The following is a 22,557-nucleotide window of genomic DNA, read 5'->3' as shown; positions in this document are numbered from 1 at the left end:
TTCTGTCTCTGAACTCGCGAATGGATCTTCTTCTATTTCTACCAATTCTTCTTCTAAAGATTCCTCTAATGCGGGAGGCTCTAAAGTTTCTTCTGTCTCCCACAATTCTTCTGTCTCTGAACTCGCGAATGGATCTTCTTCTATTTCTACCAATTCTTCTTCTAAAGATTCCTCTAATGGGAGAGTCTCTAAAAGTTCTTCTGTCTCTGAACTGGCAAAAGAATCGTCTTCCGTTGCCACCAATTCTTCCACTTCTAAGGATTCTTCTAATACGGGAGTTTCTGACAGCTTTTCTGTTTCCCACAATTGTTCTGTTTCTGAACTCGCGAATGGATCTTCTTCCGTTTCCACCAGTTCTTCCGTTTCTAAGGATTCTTCTAATGCAGAACTCTCTGATGTTTCTTCTGTCTCCCACAATTGTTCTGTTTCTAAACTAGCAAATGGATCTTCTTCCATTTCCGCTAATTCTTCTGTTTCTAAAAAATCCTCTAATGCAGGATTCTCTGAAAGTTCTTCTGTTTCTACCAATTCTTCCTTCTCTATGGATACTTCCTCTGAGGTAGGAAAGGGTTCCTCTTGTTCTTGGTCGTGGCTTTCAGTAACTATTTCTTCTAGAATCGCTTCCTCTAAGGATTCTTCAGAAGGGGTTTTATCGGCAGATTCAGTGGGGATTTCTATTGATGCTCCATATTGGGCATCAAATTCTGCCATAATATTATCTTCGTCAGAAAATTCAAAATTCGGTAAGCTTTCTTCGGGGGGTTCAGAACTTTCAACAGAGGATTCTTGCAGGTCGGTTAGCCCTAAATTGCTTGAAGAATCAGCACCCTCGACATCTGCGTCCAATATACCGATGAAATCTTGATCGTTGGATGCAGTAATTTCAGATACTTCCGAGATGGGTAGATCGGCGCTTTCCATTTCTGATGAGACTACATCAATAACTGGAAAAGTTTCTAATTCTGAGTTAGTTAGATTGGCGGATTCTTCTACTGTGTCGTTAGTTTCTGTGCTTAATTCTTGAGTGTCTATGTCAGAATCAAAGGCTGCCATAATTTCATCTTCTTCGGGATCAAAACTGGAGAAAGATGAATCGGTTTCTGATTCTGAAGAATCTAGGTTTGGAGTGGATAAGTTTGTGTTGAGTTCGGGAATTTCGGGAGAGTCTTCAATGGGAATTAAGGGTGGTTCTTCGATCGCCCCAGCATCAATGATTTCTTCGGTTGTTTCTAAATCTGATACAACCGAATCTGAGTAGGTGGCATCAAAGGCACTCATGATCTCCTGTTCTTCATCATCTAGAGGTTCTTCAGATTCGATATCTAGAAGATTACTCTCTTCATTGGGAGGTTCTGGCGCGAGTGGATCTTCTGGTTCAGAGGCTTCTGCGGATGAGGTGATAGCAACGGCGGCGGCTGTAAATCCGGCAGCAGCAGCAATAGTTTCTAGGCTGAGATCGGTTTGTTTTTGGCTCTCTGATTGCGATTCGGGTTCATTTTCCCCAAAAATGTCATCCAGGGGGTCTGAGGGGGGTTGGGGCTTAGTTTCCGTGGGCTGAGTATCGAAGGAGTCAAAAAAGTCATCTTCTAGTTCTTCTGATGGAGGTAGGGAAGTTTCTGGGTGGCGATCACCTTTTTCCTGGATGCTTTCCTCTACTGTTTCTGCCACTGGAGGGACTTCTACCTCCCACTCCACTTCTGCGACTTCTTCTAAAGAGGAAGAACTATTCTCTGTGTCTTGAGCCGCCACACTTTCGAGATGAGTAACCACCGTCTCAAACTCTTGCTGTTGCATCTCCGCCCACAAGCCAAAGAGTTTTTGAATACTGTTGAGATTGCGTTTAATAATTTGCCGACTGGAGCGAATCTGATTAATATGGAATTCTCGCAATTCTGTAAATGGCCCATTTCCCACAAAGTGGCTACCGACTTCTGTATCGATTTCACCATCAACGATATTAATTCGGCTATGCATCCGATAACCGGGCTGGGCTTCGGGTTGCTCATCTGGGTTGGCACTATAGGGATCGGCTAAGGATATCCACGTGGTGATTTCCAGTTCTATTGATTCACTTAAGGCGGTTTTCAAAGCCTCAAGGAGTTCCCCAGCTTTAATTGCTTCCCGAAAGTCGTCAGTGGCTGCCATGATGATAGTTCCTCGTTAATCGATGCCGGAAGCCGATACTCGACCCCACTTGAGCAAACCTGAACCTCTGTCTATGCTATCTGAATTTGCACAGGTTTGATACCCTTCTTAGGAATCTATCTGACTCTTGAGTAGGTTAGATGATTTCGAGCTAGAGAGTTGGGCTGCTTGAGCAGAAGAGATTTTCTTCATGCTTGCTGCCAAGATAGCAAAGAGTTGCTCTAGATTATCTAAGTTTTGTTCCAGAATATCGCGGCTTTCGTCTATTTGACTTATGTGAAAGTCTTTGAGATCGGTATAAGGGCCATTACCTACAAAGTGGCTCCCTACTTCGGTATCGATTTTGCCTTCAACAATATTGATGCGAGTCCGCATCCGATAACCCGATGTTGAAGGCTCTGGAGCATTTGGGTGAGTGGGATGAGATTGAGCCGTACGTTCATAGTGAACGCCGTCAGCAACCCAAGTTTTAATATCAAGTTCGATCGCTTCGCTCAGAGCGATTTGTAGAGCATCTTTGATCTTTCCGGCTTTGAGCGCGGCTTTGAAGTCATCACTGGCTGCCATGACTCAATCCCCCTATCGATTTTGTGTCTCTGATTAGGCTTTTTAGCCCGCTTTAGAATAATTATCCGCGATTGAGCATGAATGATCAAGGGGGTTGCTCATTAAGCGGCAGGGAATAGAGGCTCGATCGGGCGATCGCCTCGATGCCTGTCTACTCGGAGGAATTGTCCTGTTTCTGCTTTTTCCACAAAATCGCGATCGCCACCCGCACCGACTTCCCCATCATGGAAAGTCGCATTTCTGGAGAAGCCTTCTTTTCCCATTGAATCAAACTCTCTCGAAAGGCTTCATCTTGCTGCGATCGTTGCACAATAGCTGACACAATCACCTTTTTCTGGAGCTGCTCTAGGGCAATCCCTTCCTGTTTCAAATAATTCAATAGCCGCTGGATATTATCCACAAACTGCTCCGGCATTTGTGAAAACAGGATGGACTTAATTTGCTTCGAGGTTTCCTGATACAACTGCTGCTGGCGATCGGCCATCGGCTTAGGAGGAGGGGGTGGGGGCGGACTCTGATTCACAACCGGCCGAGACACCGGTAAATTCGGATGCTTAAGCATAGCCAACAATTGATGGCGACACAACGTAAACCGTTCTTTAACTTCTGGATATAAATTTAGGATTTGTTCAGAAATAATTTTGGCATTGACCACATGATTAGCCAATAATCGCAGCAAATACTGATGATCCATCGGGACATAGGACTCAATCGTTAAGTGCAACTCCAAATTTTCCTGTTGCAACTCTGCCAAAGTGAGGATCAAAACCTCCCAATTGGGCGGTTCACTAAACAAAACTTCAATCGTGGTGCTACTTTCTTGATATTCTTGACCCAGTTCTCCCGGCTCAAAGTTGCGATCGACTGGATAGCGACTGGCTGGACTTTTGGTTGTAAAATTAAACCGTCTCCACAAATAATGACAACTAACCTTCGATAAATCAACGCCCTCAATTTTCCAATTTTGGATACAAGCACCGTTTAAATTTGCACCATCTAAAATCGTCCGGATTAATCGAGTTTCTAGTAACAACGTATCCGTCATATCGGTTTCACCCAAATTGGCATCGCTCAAATAAGAGCCACTTAAATCCGCCCTTCTGAGATTAGAGCCGCGTAAATTAGCATGACTCAAATTACCCTGTAATAAATAAACATCTTCTAAATTAGTACGCAATAAATGGGCATTCTTGAAACTTGTTTTCAGCAAATAAGCTCCCGCTAAATCTGCCCGACTCAAATCGGCTTGATCCAAAATGGCATCACTTAAATCCGCCCCCGTCAGAATCACCCGATGTAAATCTGCTCCTGTTAAATTAGTCGATCGCAAACAACAGTTGAGTAAATTCGCCTCCGTTAAATTCACCTCAACTAAAATGGCATTGCGTAAATTCGCCTCCTCTAAGTGACTCTCCCGTAAATTCGCCCCCGTTAAATTTGCCCCCGTTAAATTCGCATAACGAAGATTCGCTTCCATTAACTCAGTTTTACTTAAATTGACACTCGTCATTTTTGCCCGCTCTAGATTAATTTGATCTAGGGTGGAATTTTGTAAATCTGCGCTCGTTAAATCTGCTTCTGTGAGGATTGCCCAATTGAGTTCTGCCTCCTGCATTCGAGATAACCGTAAATCTGCCTTCGTTAAATTAGCACCACTACAATTACAACCCTTTAACTGACTACTGGTTAAAACGGCATTACTTAAATCAGCATGTCGAAAACAAGCACCTGTAAGATTAGCTTCATTAAGGGATATCCAAGTTAAATTGGCTCCGGTTAAATCTGCTCCAGTCAAATCAATTTGACGCAGATTCATGCCACTGAGGTTAGCTCCACTGAGATCTACATGGGCAAAATCCCGTTCTCCTTGTCGATAGCGATTGAGTAGCTCTTGTGTTTCCATGAAAACTGGTGATGAGTTCCCTGAACTGGAGTAAAATCGGGTTAAAATTGACCGGAGCTTTTACTCCAATCCCCCTTAGTGTACTTTCAACCGGTTTACCATAGGAGGAAATTAGAACCCAATTGGCTCAGTCCCTTAAGGCAACCATTGGGGATAGAAGCCTTTTAAGGGAAGAACTTCAGGCTTAATTTGAGGGTCTTCCATCAGTTTTTGAGCATCGATAATCGGTAATATCCAAAGATTACTGTTATTGCTCTGTGAGTTATCTGGGGTAGGCGGAGGGGGTTCTTCAAGGATATCAGCTTGATTATGATCGAATAGAAGAGCGACTCCATCAGGGGATAAACTTATCTCGATGTCCCGTTGATTCGGTAGACCAATTAAGGGAATTTGCTCAGTAGTTTCTAGATTAATGGCAGTAATATAGGGCAGCTCTTGGTAGAGTTCTCCAGGTAACAGTTTGGAGAGTAGACAGTAGAGCGTGGTTTGGGTCGGATCAAATTCGCATTCTCGAATTGAGCCATTGGTTTTGAGCAGTTCTTTTTCAGTTCCTTGGTTGGTAATTAGATAGAGCGATCGCGTATAGTCGGGATTAAATTTGATCATTGTAGCGGCTGAACCATCTGGCGCAAAACTGAGAACTTGACCAAATTTGGGCAGAAAGTTTAACGGTTGGTTCGTCGATTCAGATTGATCCGGATAGAGGGGAAGCAGAGCAACTCCTTCTCCTTGGAGCAGGGCAATCGCCTGGGAATCGGGAGTAATTAAAAACTCTCCTCCCGGTTGATTTTCAAGGGGATAGGGGTCTCCTTTTTCTGGAATTAGCCATAGTCCAAAGTCGCTCGGATCTTCACGATTCACCCGTTGTACCACAATGGTTTTACCGTCAGGAGACAGATCAAAGGCCAGGTTTTGATGGGTTTCGTTGTCTAAAACTTCATCCACAATACCAGCATTTTCCTCGGATTTTAAGCCCGTAGTGGTTGTGTAGAGTTTTTGCTCAATAATTTCATCTGCCGCTTCTTCCGTATCTCGGGCGGAAAATAGGATGCGATGGCGATCGGGATAAGGCTTAAAGTCCATCACAACCAGATTAGGAGGAGTGAGAATCTCTAGATGATTCTGGGTCAGGTTATACAGAATTAAGCGCCCAGACTCTTCATTTTCATTGCCAATATAGACAAACACGCGATCGCGAGTTCTAAATTCACCAACAAAGGGTTGAATTATAGTTCCTTTTCTAACATCAGAATATTGATCTTTTGCCCCTTCAATTTGTATCTTGAATTGAGTGCCATAGGGCGCAGGCTTATTTAACGTATAAGCCATTCGCCGACCAGCCCAACTCGTTTTACCTGATAAAGACGGTTCAATTTTAAGATTATTCTCTACACTTTCCCGATCCATGGGATGGCTAAATTGCAGAATAAATGCCTTGTCTTTTGCTGTAATAACTTGATCGTTCCAGGTGAAAGCTCTTACTCTAGGAGCCGCATTGCTGCCTGTAATAATCAAAAGCAACATGACGACACAAAGAACGCTGACCACACTGACTACAACTCGATCGAGCGGTTGCCAATCCTTGACTTTAGGCTGGATTTTATCGGCGTAAAAATCCATTAAATAGTTGGGAATATTCATTCTTTAATCAATTTCTTAATTAATAGTTATAAGGGTTTTTGGGTTCTGGAATTGGCTGCACCTCCTGAGCCACAATCACCAACTTGCGGTTATCATTCAAAACTTCAGTCGCCATTGCTCCCTTAATTTCTACCCAACTATCTTGAGCATAGGTCTCGCGAGATTCTGGAAATTTGACTGGTAAACCAATAGGATAAGCATCTGCCGCGCAACACGTAATAATAAATCGAGACACTAATCCATATTCGGGCGGAAAATCTGGAGGATGAATCACAAATCCACTCACCTGCACGTTTTGCCCTGTATAGGCATCGGGTTCAGGATACACATTCAATGTTCTCACCCATTCCACCAAAGATCTATCCTCTGGTTTAGTCACATTTGTAAATGACTGAGGTGTAATTTCAGTAATCGGGATAAAATCATTAACTCCCCGCTTCAAAGCCGTTTCTGAAGTAAACGCTTGAGGTCTAACGGTTAGACCCACAATGGCGGTAAATAATAACAGATAGCAGCTTAAGCTCTGGGGTAATAAGCTCACATGCTCTCTCACATTGGCGGCATTTCGAGGACGCTCAACCAAACTTTTTTGGTAATGCTTCCACAGTTGCCATCCCTTCACTCCACTGAGTCCAAGTAAACATGCTCCAGCAATAATGATCAGCCAATGGTAGGCTGGGTGAATCAGTAAATTCAATTCTCCACTGATCCATAATTTAATTAATAAAAATCCCCATAATCCGGTGGTGACCACATCTAAGGTGGGAAGCCAACGCTGAGGCAAACGGAATTGATTCATCATTCTTGAAAATTAATCAACCATGTGATATAGAAAGGTCAACACAAAAGTTAACTGGGCTGCTAAAACCAATAAATAGATAATCGCCCTGGGTTTGAACATCGATAACATCAAGCCTACACTTTTGATATCAATCATCGGCCCAAAGACCAGAAAAGCTAATAATGAAGCGCTGGTAAATGTGGAGGCAAAGGAGAGGGCAAAAAAGGCATCAACGGTAGAACAAATCGAGACCACTGCCCCTAAAATCATCATGGCAACAATTGAGGTGACAGGGCCGGTACCGACCGCTAGGATGAGATCGCGAGGCATTCCTACTTGAATCAAAGCGGCGATCGCACTGCCAATCACCAATACTCCCCCCAGCTCCCGTAATTCCTGTAGGGTATTATCCATAAACAAGCGCCAGCGATAAGACCAAGGCTGTTTGACTAAATCCTGGGATAATTGGGTCATTTCCCAACTCGATTCATCCAGCTTTAGCCGTTTGCCTTGCTCGCCAATAATATAGGTTCCTGATGTCAAGAGGGACAAGGATTCATCTTTCTGTTCATCCCAGTCAGAATCTTTAAGATCGCAAGCCGGCATTAAGCGCACCATAGCCGGCTGCAACAAAGGGCGTAAATCTGCTTGTGAACTGAAGATCCAAGCAATTCCTGTCGCAATGAGCAATGAAAAGATGACCCGAAATACGACCAATTCCGGTTGGTCTCGAAAGGCTGTCCAAGTTGACCAAATCACCACCGGATTAATGGTTGGTGCAGCCAGCAAAAAGCCCACTGCCACTGAAGGGGGAAATCCCTGAAGCAAGAACCGGCGAGCAACGGGTACGTTACCACATTCACACACCGGAAACAGAAAGCCAATCGCACTTCCTGCTAGCGCTCCGAGTAAGGGTTGTTTGGGAATCAATTGTAGCAGTTTGCGCTCATCGACAAAAAACAGGAGCGCACTAGAGAGGATGACTCCCAGTAAGAGAAAAGGAAAAGCTTCAACAATGAGGCTTAAAAAAATCGTAAAGGCAGTTTTGAACTGAGTCATTGGGTTCAAAGGTTCAAATGGGTGAAGAGCGCTCCTTCAGGATCAAAGGGGAGGAAAGGGTTTGCCCAGTTATTGTATCTGAAAATTCTTCATAGAATATCAAACCCCTGTCGGTTCTTTCTCCAATGAGTTCCTGCATCCGGTTCGGTGAGGTTATGGTTTTGTGCTTTTTTCTCCAGGTCGTGATGTGGGAGTCTTGCCATTACCATTATGACCGTTACGACCGTTATGGCCGTTATGACCATTACTATAAGAGTGATAACTTCCCTTATAACCATTGAGAATAGGTTCAGAGTCAGCCTCTTTATTGAGGTCAGCCGTTTCGATAATCGGAGGTGGAGGTAGGGGTTGAATATTCATTTCTTCTGCATTAATGACAACGCCCAATAAACGGTAGTCTTCCGAATCTTCTAGGAGGTCAATTTTGTCGGCTAAATCGTTGCTGACGGTATAACCGGCACGGGTGACGAGGATTATGCCATCGGTATAGCGCTCTAGAATTAGAGGATCGTTACAGAGGTTGAGGGCAGAAGCATCAACGACGACGAAGTCAAACCGTTTACGGGCATCTTCGAGGAGAAGACGCATTTCTGCTGATTCCACTACAGCGGCTGCATATTCATAGGGGCCAAAACTGGGAACCATGTAGAGGTTTTCAATGTTGGGAACCAGGCGAATACAGTCACTAATTTGGCTATAGTAGCGCAGGGGTTCAAGGGTGGAGTTGGAATCGGGAACAATTTTGAGGATTTCGGCATTGGACGGGTTGCGTAAGTCGGCTTCGATGAGGAGGGTACGTTTTCCGGCTCTGGCGGAGGCGATCGCCAAATTATAGGCGGTCACACTTTTTCCTTCCTGGCGATCGCAACTGGTAACTAGCACCACTTTCGGTTTTTCTTCCACTTGCCGCAGGGTAGAGCGGAACCGTTCATAACTATCCAAATAGGGGGAATGGCGAGAGAGCATCATGGGAACCTCTCCCCCAGAACCATCCCACTCTTCCACAAAGGGTAAAATCCCCAAAATTTGTACTTCACGCTCGGTGACAAACGATTGAATATCTTCCAGCGTTTGCATAGTGCTGGCTAAAACTATACCCAAACCAAAGATGGCTCCTGCACCCAAAATCATACCCCCGACTGCCCCTGCCGGTAGGAGCAGCATAATGGGTAAAGGGGCTGGAGGGGTAATCTTTTCGCCTAGTCTGGGAGGTTGGGCAATATTTAAATTGCCCACGGTTTCCGCTTCAGCCGTTTGAGCATCAATCAGTTTGGCTTGAATCGTGTCATAAAACTGTTTGGTCAAGACCACCTGTTGTTCTAATCTTGCCCGTTCTGCTTGCGTGTTGGGCAACCCAGCATATTCCTCGATTAATTCTGTGGCAATAGTTTTAGCCACTGCTAATTCTTTTTCTAAGGTTTCTTTCTGGGTTTTGAGTCCCACCAATTCTTGGGCGATCGCCTGCCTAGCCGGATCGAGGCTACTATCCTTACGAATTTGCTCACCACTTCTCAATGGTGCAGCCAATCCATCTCCTCCGACTACCTCAGTCGCTCGCACCGTTAACAAATTTTCTGTTGATGCCAATTGTCGCCTTAACTCGATCATTTGTGGATTATCCGGGCGCAGGGTTTGACTGAGCAATAATTCTTGAGACTCTAACTCATAGAGCTGAGTGCGCAACCGGCCAATAATCGGATCGGCACTTAAGGCGGCTGAAGCATAGGCTTGATCGGGATTTAAACCCAACTGCTGTTGCAGACTCGCCATTTGGGTTGTCACAGTCTGAATTTGCAATTCTAACTGTCGCTGCTGCTGCTCATTTTGCGTAATTAATCCGGGAAGTTGAGTCCGTTTTATTTCAGCAAACTCCGTTTGCCGAATAAACACTTCTAGCTCATTTTCCGCCTTGCGTAGCTCTTCTACTACCTTCGGTAAGCGCTCATTTAGGGTTTCAATAATCGCTCGCAAGCGACTGGTATTAAGGCGACGGCTTTGCTGAATTACTTCCTGCACTAACAATTCAGTGATTTGTTTACCCTGAGACTTATTATCCCAGGTCACATATACATATAAAAAGGATGGGGTTTTCCTGTTATATCTAATTGAAGATCCTTTCCGTAAATCCCTAGGGTCAATCTGGATTTTAGGAGACTCGGCAACTGTTTGTAAGACCTCATTCGTTAGGAGTAACTCTTGGGCATTTTCTTCAAGCTGTTCACTTTGGGCCTGGATAGCTGTTCCGGTTTCCGAAATCGTTATGGGAGGAGTAGTAATTTGCAAGACAGATTGAAATCGATAACTGGGAAGTCCTTGTGGGGGTTGAAGCACCGCAAATCCTCCACCCCCAAGTGCCCCTATCATCAGGCCAATGGGAATAGTTAACCAATATTTTCCAAAGGCAATTTTATATTTTTTGATCAGCGGTGAAGTCATGGTTCTATCCAGGCTACTTACAAATACAAGTCCCTCACTTCTACTTTAACCTAAGCCAGCTTGAAGAAAAGGGATTTACTGGCTTGGAGATGGGGATGGTGCTGGTGCGGGTGACGGTGCGGGCGATGGTGCTGGAGTAGCTGAAGGGGTAGTCCCGGGTGTTGGGGTGGGAGTAGGAGTGCGGGCAGGAGAGGGAGACCGATTATTCAAGTTGGTATCAACTGTAAAGACATTGGTGACGTTATTTCGGAATTGCCGCCAAAACAGAAGAAAGGTGAGGACATCTTGAAACGGTCGGGTAATTCGAGTTAGAGTTATGCTCAGTCTCGATAATAAGTTGCGATTGACTACGATAATGTCATTATCTAGCAAGCGAATATTTTGGGAAACATCTCCTAATATGACACTGCGAGCATTAATAACTTTGGTTACCACTCGTCCCTGTTCTTGGTCAAAGCGAATTAACCCCACTTTACTCAATTTAGCTTGTTCAAAATTGGGCCCGATCGCCGTAATCGCATCAGCAAAAGTACTGCCATTCGGTAATGTAATTGACCCCACATTATTGGTGGTATAGCGCACGACATCAATAGCAATCGTCGGTTGGGATAAATTGGATTCTGCCGCTAACTGATGATCGTAGTCAATATCATTAAAATCAATTTTAGGCACAATAATGATATCGCCATCTTCAAGCCGCAGGTCTTGGATTCGCTGCCCATATTTAAGGGGAGTGAGTAAATCGACAGAAGCTTCTAGGACTGAACCATCTAGCAAAGTTCGACGAATAATAATGTTACGCAGGTCAGCCGACTGAGTAGATCCTCCAGCCGCTACCAGAGCATCAGCCACTAAAGGAAGGGGAGCAGAAGGCAGAGGATAGGTTCCTGGTCGCAAGACTTCACCGGTAATAATTGCTTCAACGGGTCTACGATTGCCTAGAGTAACCAAGACATCCGGTTCAATCACAAATTGATTTAAGCCAAAGCGTAATTTTTCCTCGACTTCTTCTAGGGTTAAACCTTTGAGGGTCAATCGTCCCATTAAGGGGACAATAATATTCCCTTCTAAATCCAGTAGAGCTTGAAAATTCAGATCGGGAAAATTGGTCACATTAACTGTAATCGAATCTCCAGAGCCTAGGCGATACACATCAAATTCTGGAGGGGGAGCTGTGGGTAATTGATTATCGAGTTCCAGAATTTCCCCTTGGTTTCTCAATCTCTCTCGTGCGTCTTCGAGGAGTTGATCGACAGAGGCCGGTTGATCCACATCAATAGGGGGGAGTTGTCCGTTGGCCTGAGAAGGCAGAAACAACCCCACACCTAATGTCAAACTAATGGTAATGTTAAAATGCCGTGAGGGAGCCATAGGAAGTTTATTGTACAGGGGATTGACTAAAGACGGTTTCCATTAGAGTGGTTTGGATCGTTTGTACCAAGGAATGGGTGATTTTCTCTGCTTCTTCTATATCTCCTAGGGCTTCAATGGGAATCATTAGACAAACGGCCATCCAAGGAGCGCGATCGCCTTGGGTTTGGGCTAGGCGATCGGCTATAAACCAATTGACTGGCGCTGGATCTCCCCCATTGGGCCAAGCGTACCATTGCACCAGAGCATAGGTTTGTGTAGGATTCCAGCCGCGAAAAAACCGCGATCGCACTCTCCCCCCTTGACCAGACTCTGTATCGACTTCCCACGTCTTCATTTGATAAGAATCAGTTTTCCAGTCCCTGAAAACCTGTTGCACAAACCCATTCACATCCACCCATTCCACTCTGGGTTGGTCTAGGTCTGAATTTTGAATTAAAAACAACAGAATGACTGGTTCTTCCCAGTTGCCTTGAAGTTGTTGATAAGACCATTTATGACCTCCTAAACCGAGTTCTCTCTGCTCAAGGGTTTCCCAACCTGAGAGGGTTAATCCGTTTTTACGGACTTGTCGCAACTGTTTTAAGGCCACTACTTTGGGAGGAGCCTGCCATTGCCACGATCCGTTGAAGTATCCCGGAATCGTACCTATGGCTAAAATGACCACCATAAAGCCGAGCAATACCCATAGGAGCAAAGACTGTTTTTCCGTTTGAGGAGGCGGCTGATCATTCATCTGAGTTAAGGGATTCAAGGGTTTCATCAGACTCTTCTAACTCTAAATAGTCGTCACGATTGATCCAATTCAACAGAAGCACCACCAAACCTAACATCCCTGCGGAGTATAAATCTCCACCCCAACTTTCATGTAACCAATGAAATACTGGGTCATTGCCTGTACCATGAAAGTAGGTGAGTAGGCTATTGCGGATAATATTGGCTACCACACTAATAACAATTGACCCGGCTAATAAGGAGATGATTTTACGTCGAGAGGCGATCGCACCCGTCCAGTAAAGAAGCATTAACGCTACATAGAGACTGGTAAAGAGCATTTTCAATCCTGCACAGTGGGGCGCAACCTCTACCAGTCTTCCGCCGGTGGAGAGATAAATCCCGTTTACGGTAACATCCATTCCCACAATACCAGAGAGGATAAATCCTGCCATGGTAGAAATAAAGCTTTGTAAGGGGAGAATATAAGGCTCGATTAAATAAGGGATTTCTGTGGGAGTGGCCAGAGCAACTAAAATGAGGGGAAAAGCTTGTAATTTCAGACCTGGAATACCTTTTAACCACAAACAAATCCCAATGAGCATCAGGGGAAAGGAGAGATTAACAATATCGGGTAGTCCAGTCATGTAGAACACTCCACCGAGTCCGAGGAAAAAGCCACCTAGGGGATGGAAATCGTCAGGCAGTTGTGTCCATTGCTGGCGTTTTTCCCAGAAGGCAATGTAGACGGCAAAGGGTAAGCCAATTAACCCATGGCTAAAGTATTCGTGTTCAATACTGATACTTTTATTGATCCAGCCATCATACCAATGGAAGAGCAAGGGGGCATAGAGAAGGATGAACAGGGCGATAAGAGCATAATTGAGCCAAGATTTGGGTATGGAACTGGGAAAGGAAGATGGTTGAGTCATCGTGTTTTTAGGGAATGTTTTTTGAGGGAATAGGGAATGGGGAATACGGGGTTTTATTTAGTTTTTCTTAACTGCTAAGGCGATCGCCTCAACAACTCGCTCGATTTGTTCTAAAGTAATCCCTGGGAACATGGGTAGGGAGAGGATAGACTCGCAGAGTTGTTCGGCTTCAGGAAAGTCTTCCGCATGATAACCTAGATGGGCATAAGCCGGCTGTAGATGGCAGGGAACTGGATAGTGGATACCGGTTTGAATGTTAGCAAGTTTGAGTTCTTCTTGTAGCGTATCTCGGCTCAGGGGACAGCTTTCTAAGAGGCGAATCACATAGAGGTGATAAACATGGCCGGCACCACTGAAGTTGGCGATCGGGACAAGACCGGATGCAGCCAAGGGAGCGAAGAGGCGATCGTATTCTTGTGCGGCTTGGTTGCGCTGTTGGTTCCAGGTGAGCAAGTGGGGTAACTTCACGTTTAGAATAGCGGCCTGGAGGGTATCTAAACGGCTATTAGTTCCCAGTTCAGTGTGGTAATATTTGCGCGGCGCTCCGTAATTTCTCAGCGTTTTCATATTGCTCTCCACCTCTGGATCGTTGGTTAAGACCATACCTCCATCTCCAAATGCGCCAAGATTTTTACTTGGATAAAAGCTATAGGCAGCCGCTTTACCTACAGAACCTGCCGTATACCCTTCTCGATGGGCCAAATGTGCTTGGGCAGCATCTTCAAAGATAAACAGATTATAGGTTTGGGCAAAGTCTAGGAGAGCTTGAGGGGAGACCATTTGACCATAGAGATGAACGGGAAGAATGGCTTTGGTTTTGGGAGTAACTAGCTTTTCGGCTGCTTGTAGATCGATTAGGGCACTCTTGGGATCGCAGTTGGCTAAAATAGGGGTTGCTCCTGAGTGTAAAACACCGATGAGGGTGGCGATGAAGGTGTTAGCTGGTAAGATGATTTCGTCTCCAGGTTGAATGCCACAGGCTTTTAAGCCAAGGGCGATCGCATCGGTTCCACAAGCGACTCCAATACCATACTGAACTCCCGATTTTTGAGCAAATGCGACTTCAAAGTCTTTGACAGCTTGACCCAAGATAAAGTCCCCTTGCCGCAGAACCGCTAACATGGCTTCATCAAACTGGGTTTTCAGAGGTTGGTGTTGGATCGAGAGATCCACAAAGGGAATAGTTGTAGAGGATGGGTTCATTCGCTAATGACGATCGCAAGTTTAATCTTTTCCGAGTTTGGCATTAAGGGATAGGAAGTGGCAAATTACTGGAGTTTGTGATGTGCTGATATCAAAATTTATCGTTTTTGGGAGAGTATTAGATGGACTATAAGACGGCTTGTGAGTTTGCGATCGCCCAAGGGTTACCTACTGGCGAAAATCCTGATGCATTTTTACTACGCCTGCAAGCGGGAGAGCCACCCGTTCCGGGGCAAGTTACGTCTTTATTGTTAGCACTCAGTATTATTGCTGAACAATCCCAGGAGCAGCAGTTATTAGAGCGGCGCTTGGTATGTGCCCTGCATCGGTTAGCCATGGAAAGTCGCCAGGCTTTTGTGCAACATAAACAGTCCGGTCTCATTTGGCCGCCCTTGTTAGACCCGGATCTGACCCGGATCGCGATCGCCGTGGGGAAAATTTTCGCCCCCCAGCAGGCGATCGCCCTTCGTCCTGGACAATAATAGCCATTCCTAATTGTTTGTGTGAAATTGATCCTGAAAAATATTTGCCTTTTGTTAACCTGATTTTGACCAAATCTTAGTAAAAATAATGAGAATGTATAGCAGCCTTTAAGCCTTGAATAGACCCCTAGGATATTCCCTTAATGGCAATCTAGATAACTAAATTCCAAAAAATACAGTTTTCTTAAACTTCTGCTATAGTTGAAATAGGCGGTCTCTAATAGGTGCTAAGAAGAAAATTGAACTATCCTCCCCTGACTGGATACCCCTGGCAAGGCTTGTGGTATCTAGAAATGAAACTCAAGCGTAGACGTAAGTCTGACCCCACGATCTCCTGGGTGGATGGCTGTGAACCCCCTAGTCCGATCTGACCGGTCTGTAACTGTTAGGTTTGCCCTACCCTCAACTGAAGTTGGCAAACTGGGCCGGTCAATCAGCTAAATACAGCGTATTCTGCTTTGCAAACATAAACACCCTAGGCAAACACTTGTAGTATTGATGCTTAGAGCCTTTGAGTCCGTTCCTCATAGCAGAAGTGCTGTAAGTCCTGAACATGACCCCTTGGAAAGAAAAACCCAAGGTAAATGGACAGTGATTTAGCTGCTCAGAAATTGAACCCTAATTAAGCTTTAACGATCTCTAAAAATCCAGGAATACAAACCCAAAGCCAGCTAGAAATGGATTTCTAGACATGGTTTTTGAGGGTATTTTCCCATGATTGCCAAAAACTGGAAGGGATAAAAAAACTCCAAATTAGGGGTTGATTCTTCCTGGGAATTCTCGATGTCTTGCTCAAAGAATGATAGAGAATCGGTATCCCAATCAAGCAGATTAGAAAATAGGATAATTTATCATGTCTCGCTTACTCAAAAACAAAATTGCACCTGCTCCTTTGCCCACAGAAATTAGTGTAGTCGATCTGATTGATGGCTACTTTACCGCCTACAATTCAGCACGACTGCGGGAAATTTGCCACTTGCTCACCCAGAAAGTCATGCAGCCGGGAGTCACTGTCGGTGTAAGTCTCTCTGGAGCCATGACTCCAGCCGGATTTGGGGTGGGAATTCTAGCACCTCTCATGCAACAAGGCTATATTGATTGGATGATTAGCACGGGAGCTAATTTATATCACGATCTGCATTATGGTTTGGGAATGAGTCTGTATGCAGGCAGTCCCTTCTTAGATGATGTGAAATTGCGAGAAGAGGGACATATCCGCATTTATGACATTGTGTTCGACTACGATGTGCTATTAGAAACCGATGCCTTTATCCGCCAAACCTTGAAAGCGCCAGAATTCCAAAAACGGATGGGAACGGCTGAATTTCATTATCATTTGGGGCGGTATATCTGGGAAATTGAACAACGTTTAGGCATTGAAAATCCTTGCTTACTCTCCACAGCCTATGAATGTGGCGTTCCTATCTATACCTCTTCTCCTGGGGATAGTTCCATCGGTATGAATGTGGCAGCTTTGGCATTAGAGGGATCGGATCTCATGATTGATCCAGCCATTGATGTTAATGAAACCGCAGCCATTGTCTATGGCGCTCGGAATTCCGGTATTCCCAATGTGATGGGGAGAAGTGCGGCGTTGATGATTGGTGGCGGTTCGCCGAAAAACTTCCTGTTGCAAACTCAACCCCAGATTCATGAGGTTTTGGGTTTAGAAGAACGGGGTCATGATTATTTTATCCAGATTACCGACGCTCGTCCCGATACCGGAGGATTATCGGGAGCAACTCCTTCAGAAGCAGTGAGTTGGGGGAAAGTAGACCCGAACGAATTACCCAATAGTATTGTGTGCTATACCGATAGCACGATCGCCTTACCGTTGATTAGCTCCTATGTGAGTAAAAAATCTACACCCCGTCCCCTGAAACGGCTGTACGATCGCCGTCAGGAATTGTTAGATCGCTTAAAGGCGGACTATCAGGCGCAACCAAAGGCTTCTGGGGTGGCTCAACCGAAAGAAATGAGTGCTGCTGCTCCGGTCGTCACTTATCCGTGCGGCACTCCTATCCGTAAATAACGTCACTATTTGAAGAATAACCTTTTCTTCACCCTAATCCTTCTCTATTTTCTGGAGAAGGATTTTTTTGCTTGATGCCCCGCTTCTATGACTTTTGCACAGTGCGATCGCTAAAATATTGACTAGAATTAAACGCAAAATTTTTTAGGAATCACTGTGCATTGAGTCCGATGAGAATGTCAATTTTATTGGGTTCAAGATCTTGAATGAGGATAAAATACCATATTTTATCCTCTTGTTTTCGGCATTGAGCTAATATTCAATATTTCTGGGGAAAACGATGTTTCACGATCTCAAGATTAATTCACGAACTCACCATCGCGGAAGCGTCCAGAGGTTCGCTGACCATCAGGAGAAATAAGTACACCTTGACCATGGGGAATACCACCGCGTAATTCTCCTTCATATCTTGTACCATCGGAAAAGACACATTGAACATTAGCATCTAATGCTTCATTAAAAAAACGACCTTGACAACGGGTTCCATCCGGACGAATGAGTGCACCTTGACCAAAGGGTTCACCCGCAAAAAATTCTCCTTCATAGCGACTTCGATCGGGATAAACAAACCGTCCTTTGCCTTCAGGCTGACTGCTGGTTACATTGGTACTGAGATTCGTGACTAATCCAAAGGTTCCCTCATAGTATTTTCCATCAGGAAATACAGCGCGGCCATTCTTTAAAATTCCGTTTTCAAAGACTCCTTCTAGACGGGCATCATCAGCTTTAATAAAGACTCCTCGACCGTGGGGTTTACCGTTGAGAAAGCCGCCTTGATAGCGATCGCCTTCTGCATGGACATAAACCCCTTGACCATTAGGTAATCCTCCCTGAAGTTCCCCCTGATAATTATCTCCATTGGGATAATTACATTTTGCTATCCCATTGGCCACTCGAGGAAGACAAGAGGGCGTTAGCTCTTCGTCTGGTGTGCCAAGAGAATCTCCTCCCGATTGGGCGATCGCCCCCTCGATCATCAGTGTCATACTTAAACCACTCAAACTTAACGCAGCTAAACAAGAATATCCCCAGGTTTGTAAGGATCTAACCATAAGCTTTAGGCAGGATTGATTAGTGTTCATCAGTACCCCCATAATCTTACTCCCAGTCTAAAATAATAGCGACCAATTGATGAGGCATTATATCTCTGGGGGTAAGGGAGCTGCCCCCACTGGACGGGTCACTTCTTGCCCATTCTCTTCTAAAACGACCACCGGTTCGGCCGGGGTATAGACATCAATATTTTTCACATATACCGAACCGCCGCCGATATAATCCCCTACTCCTACATAACGGGTGTCTTCACCAGGGGATTTCACAATAGCCTTCACCACCTGTCCCACTTGTACCACAGCCGACACTTCCACCGCTCTAGCCGTATTCGGAGGCGGTGGCCCTATTGGCCCTGCTGGGGCAGCAGGTACGGGTTGAAACCTCGGATCTATCCCTAAATTTGGGGGCGGTTCCACTTGTGGCAGTTCTGGTATTGATAGAGGTGCAATTTTAGGAATCGCTGGTGCTACTGCTCCATTACCTGAACCACTACCAGCATTATTAGGAGGTGTAGGAGGTGGAGGAGGTGGGGAAGCTTCGACGATGATGGGCGGTATACCCCCTGCTGGACCGCCATTGTCTGCACCACCATTTTCTGATCCTCCGGTAATAATAATGCCTGGAGGATTAAAAGGATCTTTTTGCCCTGTTGTATTGCTCACGGACTGTACTCGATCTTCAACATTGGTGGATTGTTCCAGAGTCGATTGGGGGGGAGGTGGGGCGGGCGGTTCTTGCGCTTCCGGTTCCTCTTCTTCTGGAAACACTTCTGCCGGAGCTTCGCCTTCAGTTCCTTCCGTTTCAGTTCCTTCAGGGGGAGTGGTTTGGGGTGCAGCCGCTACGGGTTCGGGTGGAGGGGCTTCTGCGGCAGGTTCTTCTCCTCCACCTCCAATTAAACCACAACTGGATAAGCCTAGGCTTAAGATACTAAGGAATAGGACTAAGAATGATGAACGCATGGAAACCCCCCACGATTAGCACGATTAGCTGACGATTGAGCAACTGGGTTAATGGTACTGCTATTTTAGGCTGATTTTGGGGGAATAGGGAATAGGGAATAGGCTCTTCTCCCTCTCTCCCCACTTTGAGATTGTCGAACGGGTTTGGGGGATGAGGGCTTCAGATCTCTGTCATCATTACTTTTTTCAACCGCTCTAGACCTTTTTTGACCTGTCGAGAGACAGTAACGGCGCTAATGCCCATCCGTTCAGCCGTTTCTTTTTGGGTGAGGTCGTAGAGAAAGACAAATTCCAAGACTTTGCGGGTACGATCTTCTAAGTTTACTAGGGCTTGTTGGAGACGGATTTGGTCTTCCATGGCTAACTGGAAACTGCGATAGCGATGGTCGGGAACCAGTTCCCCTAAACTGGTGGCTTGTTCGCCTTCATCTGTGACGGGAGCATCTAGGCTGAGTAGCGAGCGATTTTTAGAAGCAAGTTTCACCTCGTGCCATTCTGCTACTGATAAGCCCATAGCTTCAGCGATTTCTAGATCTTTGGGATAGCGGTTGAGTTTAACTTGTAAATCCCGAATCGTACTTTCAGCTTGGCGCTGTATCGTTAACCAGCGTCGAGGAATACGGACAGTATTGCTGCGATCGCGCAAATAATGTTGAATTTCACCCCGAATGTAGGGAATCGCGAAAGAACTAAAGGCATGGCCTTTGCCCAGTTCAAATCGTTCTATAGCTCGAATGAGACCAATACACCCAACTTGAAGTAAATCATCATATCCTTCACTGCATTGGTGCATCCAGTGATGGGCTTCTTTCCTGACTAAACCAATATTCGATTTGACAATTTTATTCCGCAATTCTAGGGAAGGATTTTGTTGATAAGCCGAGAGCCAATCAATATTTTCATATTTTATATCTTGGGAAGCTGGAGTTGCCATTATCTTGAGTTGGGTTTTGGTAGATGTTTGAACGTTAGAACATTAATTTACGAGGTCATCCTAAAATATGATTAATATAGCACTCACTGTATAGTCTAAAGATTTTTGTAATTTAGGCTATGATTTCACCATAGACCTAACTGTGTTCTTCATCACAATTTTGAGGTTAAGGATTACTCGAGATCATTTGCACCCTGCTTCTGATATGGGGATTGAGGGATAAGAAGCTTAATCCCTGAATTTACTTTCCCATCCCTAGCCTATCAAGCATCTTCCCTTGGAGGCAAGCAAATTTTTCTGTAGAGCAACATTAAGCAACATATTGTATACTTTCTGAAAGCTCTTACTCCTATACTTAGGACTATACTATGACGGGTTTTGCGGTCGATCGCCCCCACATTACAGCTATTCTTGCCATGAGTGCCGATGGCAAAATCTCTGACATAGACCGTTCTCCTGCCCGGTTTGGTTCTACGGCGGATAAAGCCCATCTCGAACAACAAATTGCTAAAGTGGATGCTGTCTTATTCGGTGCAGGAACCCTACGCGCCTATGGCACAACTCTGAGTATTTCCGATCTCCAACTTCTACAGCAACGCCAGCAACAGCAAGAGCCGCCCCAACCCGTACAAATTGTAGTGTCTCAAACTGGCAATCTTGATGTTTCCTATCGCTTTTTTCAACAATCCGTTCCCCGATGGCTGCTCACCACCCCAGAGGGAGCCATTCCCTGGCAAAATCAACCCGAATTAGCACCACAATTTGACCGCATTCTCACCGCTCCTACCCATGAAGGGGGCTTCTATTGGAATGGGATTTTTGTCCAGTTCGCCCAATTACATCTCAAGCGCTTGGCTATCCTCGGAGGAGGAGCGCTAGTAGCAAGTTTACTCGCGGGAGATTGGATTGATGAATTATGGTTAACCGTATGCCCAGTCCTTTTAGGTGGCGCAACTGCCCCTACTCCGGTAGATGGGTTAGGCTTAAGTGTACCCAAATCCCTAACTCTCCTCTCGGCTCACCCTGTAGGACAAGAGGTGTTTTTACACTATCAATTAAATTAGGTAATAGGTCATAGGAGAGGATGGGGCGGATAGTCGATTCCCCTAATTGTTTAATTGTTTAACTATTAATGATTAATGATTGAGTTGTCTCATGCGTCAATATTCAATTCGCTGGATTTCACAAATTTCTGAAGTGTCTCAACAGGAATGGGATGCTTTGGCGCAACCGTTAAAAACACCGTTTTTGGAGTGGGAATGGTTACATAATATGGAAGCGTCGGGGAGTGCTACGGCGCAAGCGGGTTGGCAACCTTGTCATTTAACAGTATGGCACGATGGCACTCTGGTCGCTGCGGCTCCATTATATGTCAAAGGTCACAGCTATGGTGAGTTCGTCTTCGATCACCAATGGGCAGATCTGGCTTATCGTCTGGGAATTGAATATTATCCGAAGTTGTTGGGGATGAGTCCGTTTACACCCGCATTGGGCTATCGGTTTTTGGTCGATCCTGCCGAGGATGAGGAGAGCTTAACGGAGATTATGGTTGCTGCCATTGACCAATTTTGCGATCGCCATCAGATTTCCGGTTGTAATTTCCTGTATGTCGATCCTCAATGGAAACCAATGATTCAAAAATATGGCTTTTCTGGCTGGTTGCACCATAGCAGTATTTGGCATAATCAAGGCTTCCAGACGTTTGATGATTATTTGGGCATGTTTAATGCCAATCAACGGCGCAACATTAAACGCGAGCGTAAAGCCATTCAAAAAGCCCAATTAACCATGAAAGTCCACAATGGAGAAGAAATTACCCATAATCTGCTCTCGGATATGTACCATTTTTATAGCCATCACTGCGATCAATTTGGCTGGTGGGGGAGCAAATATTTAACCAAGACCTTTTTTGAGCGCCTTTACGATCATTATCGCCATCGCCTGGTATTAAGTGCTGCTTATCGGGAAGGGAACGATCGCAAACCGGTGGGGATGTCTTTTTGTGTCACTAAAGCCGATCAACTTTATGGACGCTATTGGGGCAGTTTTGAAGAATTGGATTGCCTGCACTTTAATGCTTGTTATTATACACCTATTGAGTGGGCGATCGCCAACGGCATTCAACGCTTCGATCCCGGTGCTGGAGGACGACACAAGAAGCGGCGCGGCTTCCCCGCGACTCCTCACCATAGCCTGCATCGATTTTACAATCAACGATTAATGCAAATCATGAAAACCCACATCGATCAAATCAATGAAGCCGAGCAATTACAAATTGATGCCATTAATGAAGAGTTACCGTTTAATCAGACTCAAGACTGGGTTCAACACCCCTATTGAGGGAT

Annotated in this window: 18 protein-coding genes; 4 read left to right on the top strand and 14 right to left on the bottom strand. The window is 45.2% G+C overall.

What is annotated here, in order from left to right; all coding sequences use genetic code 11:
* The 11 genes from J7545_RS02235 to J7545_RS02185 form a co-directional block, all read right to left on the bottom strand.
* On the bottom strand, window positions 1-2,145 hold a 2,145-nt coding region (locus J7545_RS02235; protein ID WP_318719071.1), incomplete at its 3' end, for a hypothetical protein.
* A 108-nt stretch (window positions 2,146-2,253) separates the two neighbouring features.
* Window positions 2,254-2,712 carry a hypothetical protein gene (locus J7545_RS02230; protein WP_318702160.1) on the bottom strand — a complete coding sequence of 153 codons (459 nt, stop codon included), beginning with the start codon at window positions 2,710-2,712 and terminating at the stop codon, window positions 2,254-2,256.
* A 151-nt stretch (window positions 2,713-2,863) separates the two neighbouring features.
* A complete protein-coding gene (locus J7545_RS02225; protein WP_318702159.1) occupies window positions 2,864-4,615 on the bottom strand; it encodes a pentapeptide repeat-containing protein in 1,752 nt (583 codons plus the stop codon).
* A gap of 135 nt (window positions 4,616-4,750) precedes the next feature.
* Window positions 4,751-6,256 carry a hypothetical protein gene (locus tag J7545_RS02220; protein ID WP_318702158.1) on the bottom strand — a complete coding sequence of 502 codons (1,506 nt, stop codon included), beginning with the start codon at window positions 6,254-6,256 and terminating at the stop codon, window positions 4,751-4,753.
* A 19-nt stretch (window positions 6,257-6,275) separates the two neighbouring features.
* The gene (locus J7545_RS02215; protein ID WP_318702157.1) at window positions 6,276-7,058 is read right to left on the bottom strand and encodes a TIGR03943 family putative permease subunit; all 783 of its coding nucleotides are present in this window, start codon (window positions 7,056-7,058) and stop codon (window positions 6,276-6,278) included.
* Window positions 7,059-7,067: 9 nt separating this feature from the next.
* Window positions 7,068-8,096 carry a permease gene (locus tag J7545_RS02210; RefSeq protein ID WP_318702156.1) on the bottom strand — a complete coding sequence of 343 codons (1,029 nt, stop codon included), beginning with the start codon at window positions 8,094-8,096 and terminating at the stop codon, window positions 7,068-7,070.
* 153 nt (window positions 8,097-8,249) lie between these two features.
* The gene (locus J7545_RS02205) at window positions 8,250-10,532 is read right to left on the bottom strand and encodes a polysaccharide biosynthesis tyrosine autokinase (RefSeq protein ID WP_318702155.1); all 2,283 of its coding nucleotides are present in this window, start codon (window positions 10,530-10,532) and stop codon (window positions 8,250-8,252) included.
* A 75-nt stretch (window positions 10,533-10,607) separates the two neighbouring features.
* The gene (locus J7545_RS02200; RefSeq protein WP_318702154.1) at window positions 10,608-11,903 is read right to left on the bottom strand and encodes a polysaccharide biosynthesis/export family protein; all 1,296 of its coding nucleotides are present in this window, start codon (window positions 11,901-11,903) and stop codon (window positions 10,608-10,610) included.
* A 7-nt stretch (window positions 11,904-11,910) separates the two neighbouring features.
* Window positions 11,911-12,639 carry a cyanoexosortase B system-associated protein gene (locus J7545_RS02195; protein WP_318702153.1) on the bottom strand — a complete coding sequence of 243 codons (729 nt, stop codon included), beginning with the start codon at window positions 12,637-12,639 and terminating at the stop codon, window positions 11,911-11,913.
* Window positions 12,632-13,549, bottom strand: coding sequence for a cyanoexosortase B (crtB, locus tag J7545_RS02190; protein WP_318719070.1), 918 nt, complete (start codon window positions 13,547-13,549; stop codon window positions 12,632-12,634). The genes J7545_RS02195 and crtB overlap by 8 nt, the downstream gene beginning before the upstream one ends.
* Window positions 13,550-13,606: 57 nt before the next feature.
* Complete coding sequence (locus J7545_RS02185; RefSeq protein WP_318702151.1) at window positions 13,607-14,752, bottom strand: DegT/DnrJ/EryC1/StrS aminotransferase family protein; 1,146 nt, start codon at window positions 14,750-14,752, stop codon at window positions 13,607-13,609.
* 122 nt (window positions 14,753-14,874) lie between these two features.
* On the opposite strand from J7545_RS02185, the gene J7545_RS02180 reads away from it, so the two are divergent.
* Together J7545_RS02180 and J7545_RS02175 are read left to right on the top strand one after the other, a co-directional pair.
* On the top strand, window positions 14,875-15,234 hold the full coding sequence (locus tag J7545_RS02180; protein WP_318702149.1) for a Dethiobiotin synthetase: 360 nt from the start codon (window positions 14,875-14,877) through the stop codon (window positions 15,232-15,234).
* An 853-nt stretch (window positions 15,235-16,087) separates the two neighbouring features.
* The gene (locus J7545_RS02175; protein WP_318702147.1) at window positions 16,088-17,266 is read left to right on the top strand and encodes a homospermidine biosynthesis protein; all 1,179 of its coding nucleotides are present in this window, start codon (window positions 16,088-16,090) and stop codon (window positions 17,264-17,266) included.
* A gap of 299 nt (window positions 17,267-17,565) precedes the next feature.
* On the opposite strand, the gene J7545_RS02170 is transcribed toward J7545_RS02175, so the two are convergent.
* The 3 genes from J7545_RS02170 to J7545_RS02160 all read right to left on the bottom strand — a co-directional run bounded on the left by J7545_RS02170 (window position 17,566) and on the right by J7545_RS02160 (window position 20,212).
* Window positions 17,566-18,318 carry a hypothetical protein gene (locus J7545_RS02170; protein ID WP_318702146.1) on the bottom strand — a complete coding sequence of 251 codons (753 nt, stop codon included), beginning with the start codon at window positions 18,316-18,318 and terminating at the stop codon, window positions 17,566-17,568.
* An 87-nt stretch (window positions 18,319-18,405) separates the two neighbouring features.
* Window positions 18,406-19,278 carry a hypothetical protein gene (locus tag J7545_RS02165; protein WP_318702145.1) on the bottom strand — a complete coding sequence of 291 codons (873 nt, stop codon included), beginning with the start codon at window positions 19,276-19,278 and terminating at the stop codon, window positions 18,406-18,408.
* A gap of 160 nt (window positions 19,279-19,438) precedes the next feature.
* On the bottom strand, window positions 19,439-20,212 hold the full coding sequence (locus J7545_RS02160) for an RNA polymerase sigma factor SigF (protein ID WP_318702144.1): 774 nt from the start codon (window positions 20,210-20,212) through the stop codon (window positions 19,439-19,441).
* 368 nt (window positions 20,213-20,580) lie between these two features.
* Between J7545_RS02160 and J7545_RS02155 the strand changes: the two genes are divergently transcribed.
* Window positions 20,581-21,276, top strand: a complete 696-nt coding sequence (locus J7545_RS02155) for a RibD family protein (protein ID WP_318702143.1) — start codon at window positions 20,581-20,583, stop codon at window positions 21,274-21,276.
* 91 nt (window positions 21,277-21,367) lie between these two features.
* Window positions 21,368-22,552 carry a GNAT family N-acetyltransferase gene (locus tag J7545_RS02150; protein WP_318702142.1) on the top strand — a complete coding sequence of 395 codons (1,185 nt, stop codon included), beginning with the start codon at window positions 21,368-21,370 and terminating at the stop codon, window positions 22,550-22,552.
* Window positions 22,553-22,557: the final 5 nt, after the last annotated feature.

It is taken from the genome of Roseofilum sp. SBFL, assembly GCF_017746885.1.
Classification (GTDB): Bacteria; Cyanobacteriota; Cyanobacteriia; order Cyanobacteriales; family Desertifilaceae; genus Roseofilum.
Note: the sequence above shows the minus strand (reverse complement) of the source record. Positions and strands in the feature narration are given on the sequence as shown.

Coding starts and splice junctions, on each gene's coding strand:
- J7545_RS02205 (WP_318702155.1), bottom strand. CDS start 10,532: ATGACTTCACCGCTGATCAAAAAATATAAAATTGCCTTTGGAAAATAT.
- J7545_RS02225 (WP_318702159.1), bottom strand. CDS start 4,615: ATGGAAACACAAGAGCTACTCAATCGCTATCGACAAGGAGAACGGGAT.
- J7545_RS02155 (WP_318702143.1), top strand. CDS start 20,581: ATGACGGGTTTTGCGGTCGATCGCCCCCACATTACAGCTATTCTTGCC.
- J7545_RS02180 (WP_318702149.1), top strand. CDS start 14,875: ATGGACTATAAGACGGCTTGTGAGTTTGCGATCGCCCAAGGGTTACCT.
- J7545_RS02220 (WP_318702158.1), bottom strand. CDS start 6,256: ATGAATATTCCCAACTATTTAATGGATTTTTACGCCGATAAAATCCAG.
- J7545_RS02200 (WP_318702154.1), bottom strand. CDS start 11,903: ATGGCTCCCTCACGGCATTTTAACATTACCATTAGTTTGACATTAGGT.
- J7545_RS02215 (WP_318702157.1), bottom strand. CDS start 7,058: ATGATGAATCAATTCCGTTTGCCTCAGCGTTGGCTTCCCACCTTAGAT.
- J7545_RS02165 (WP_318702145.1), bottom strand. CDS start 19,278: ATGCGTTCATCATTCTTAGTCCTATTCCTTAGTATCTTAAGCCTAGGC.
- J7545_RS02170 (WP_318702146.1), bottom strand. CDS start 18,318: ATGGTTAGATCCTTACAAACCTGGGGATATTCTTGTTTAGCTGCGTTA.
- J7545_RS02195 (WP_318702153.1), bottom strand. CDS start 12,639: ATGAATGATCAGCCGCCTCCTCAAACGGAAAAACAGTCTTTGCTCCTA.
- J7545_RS02230 (WP_318702160.1), bottom strand. CDS start 2,712: ATGGCAGCCAGTGATGACTTCAAAGCCGCGCTCAAAGCCGGAAAGATC.
- J7545_RS02185 (WP_318702151.1), bottom strand. CDS start 14,752: ATGAACCCATCCTCTACAACTATTCCCTTTGTGGATCTCTCGATCCAA.
- J7545_RS02175 (WP_318702147.1), top strand. CDS start 16,088: ATGTCTCGCTTACTCAAAAACAAAATTGCACCTGCTCCTTTGCCCACA.
- J7545_RS02160 (WP_318702144.1), bottom strand. CDS start 20,212: ATGGCAACTCCAGCTTCCCAAGATATAAAATATGAAAATATTGATTGG.
- J7545_RS02210 (WP_318702156.1), bottom strand. CDS start 8,096: ATGACTCAGTTCAAAACTGCCTTTACGATTTTTTTAAGCCTCATTGTT.
- crtB (WP_318719070.1), bottom strand. CDS start 13,549: ATGACTCAACCATCTTCCTTTCCCAGTTCCATACCCAAATCTTGGCTC.
- J7545_RS02150 (WP_318702142.1), top strand. CDS start 21,368: ATGCGTCAATATTCAATTCGCTGGATTTCACAAATTTCTGAAGTGTCT.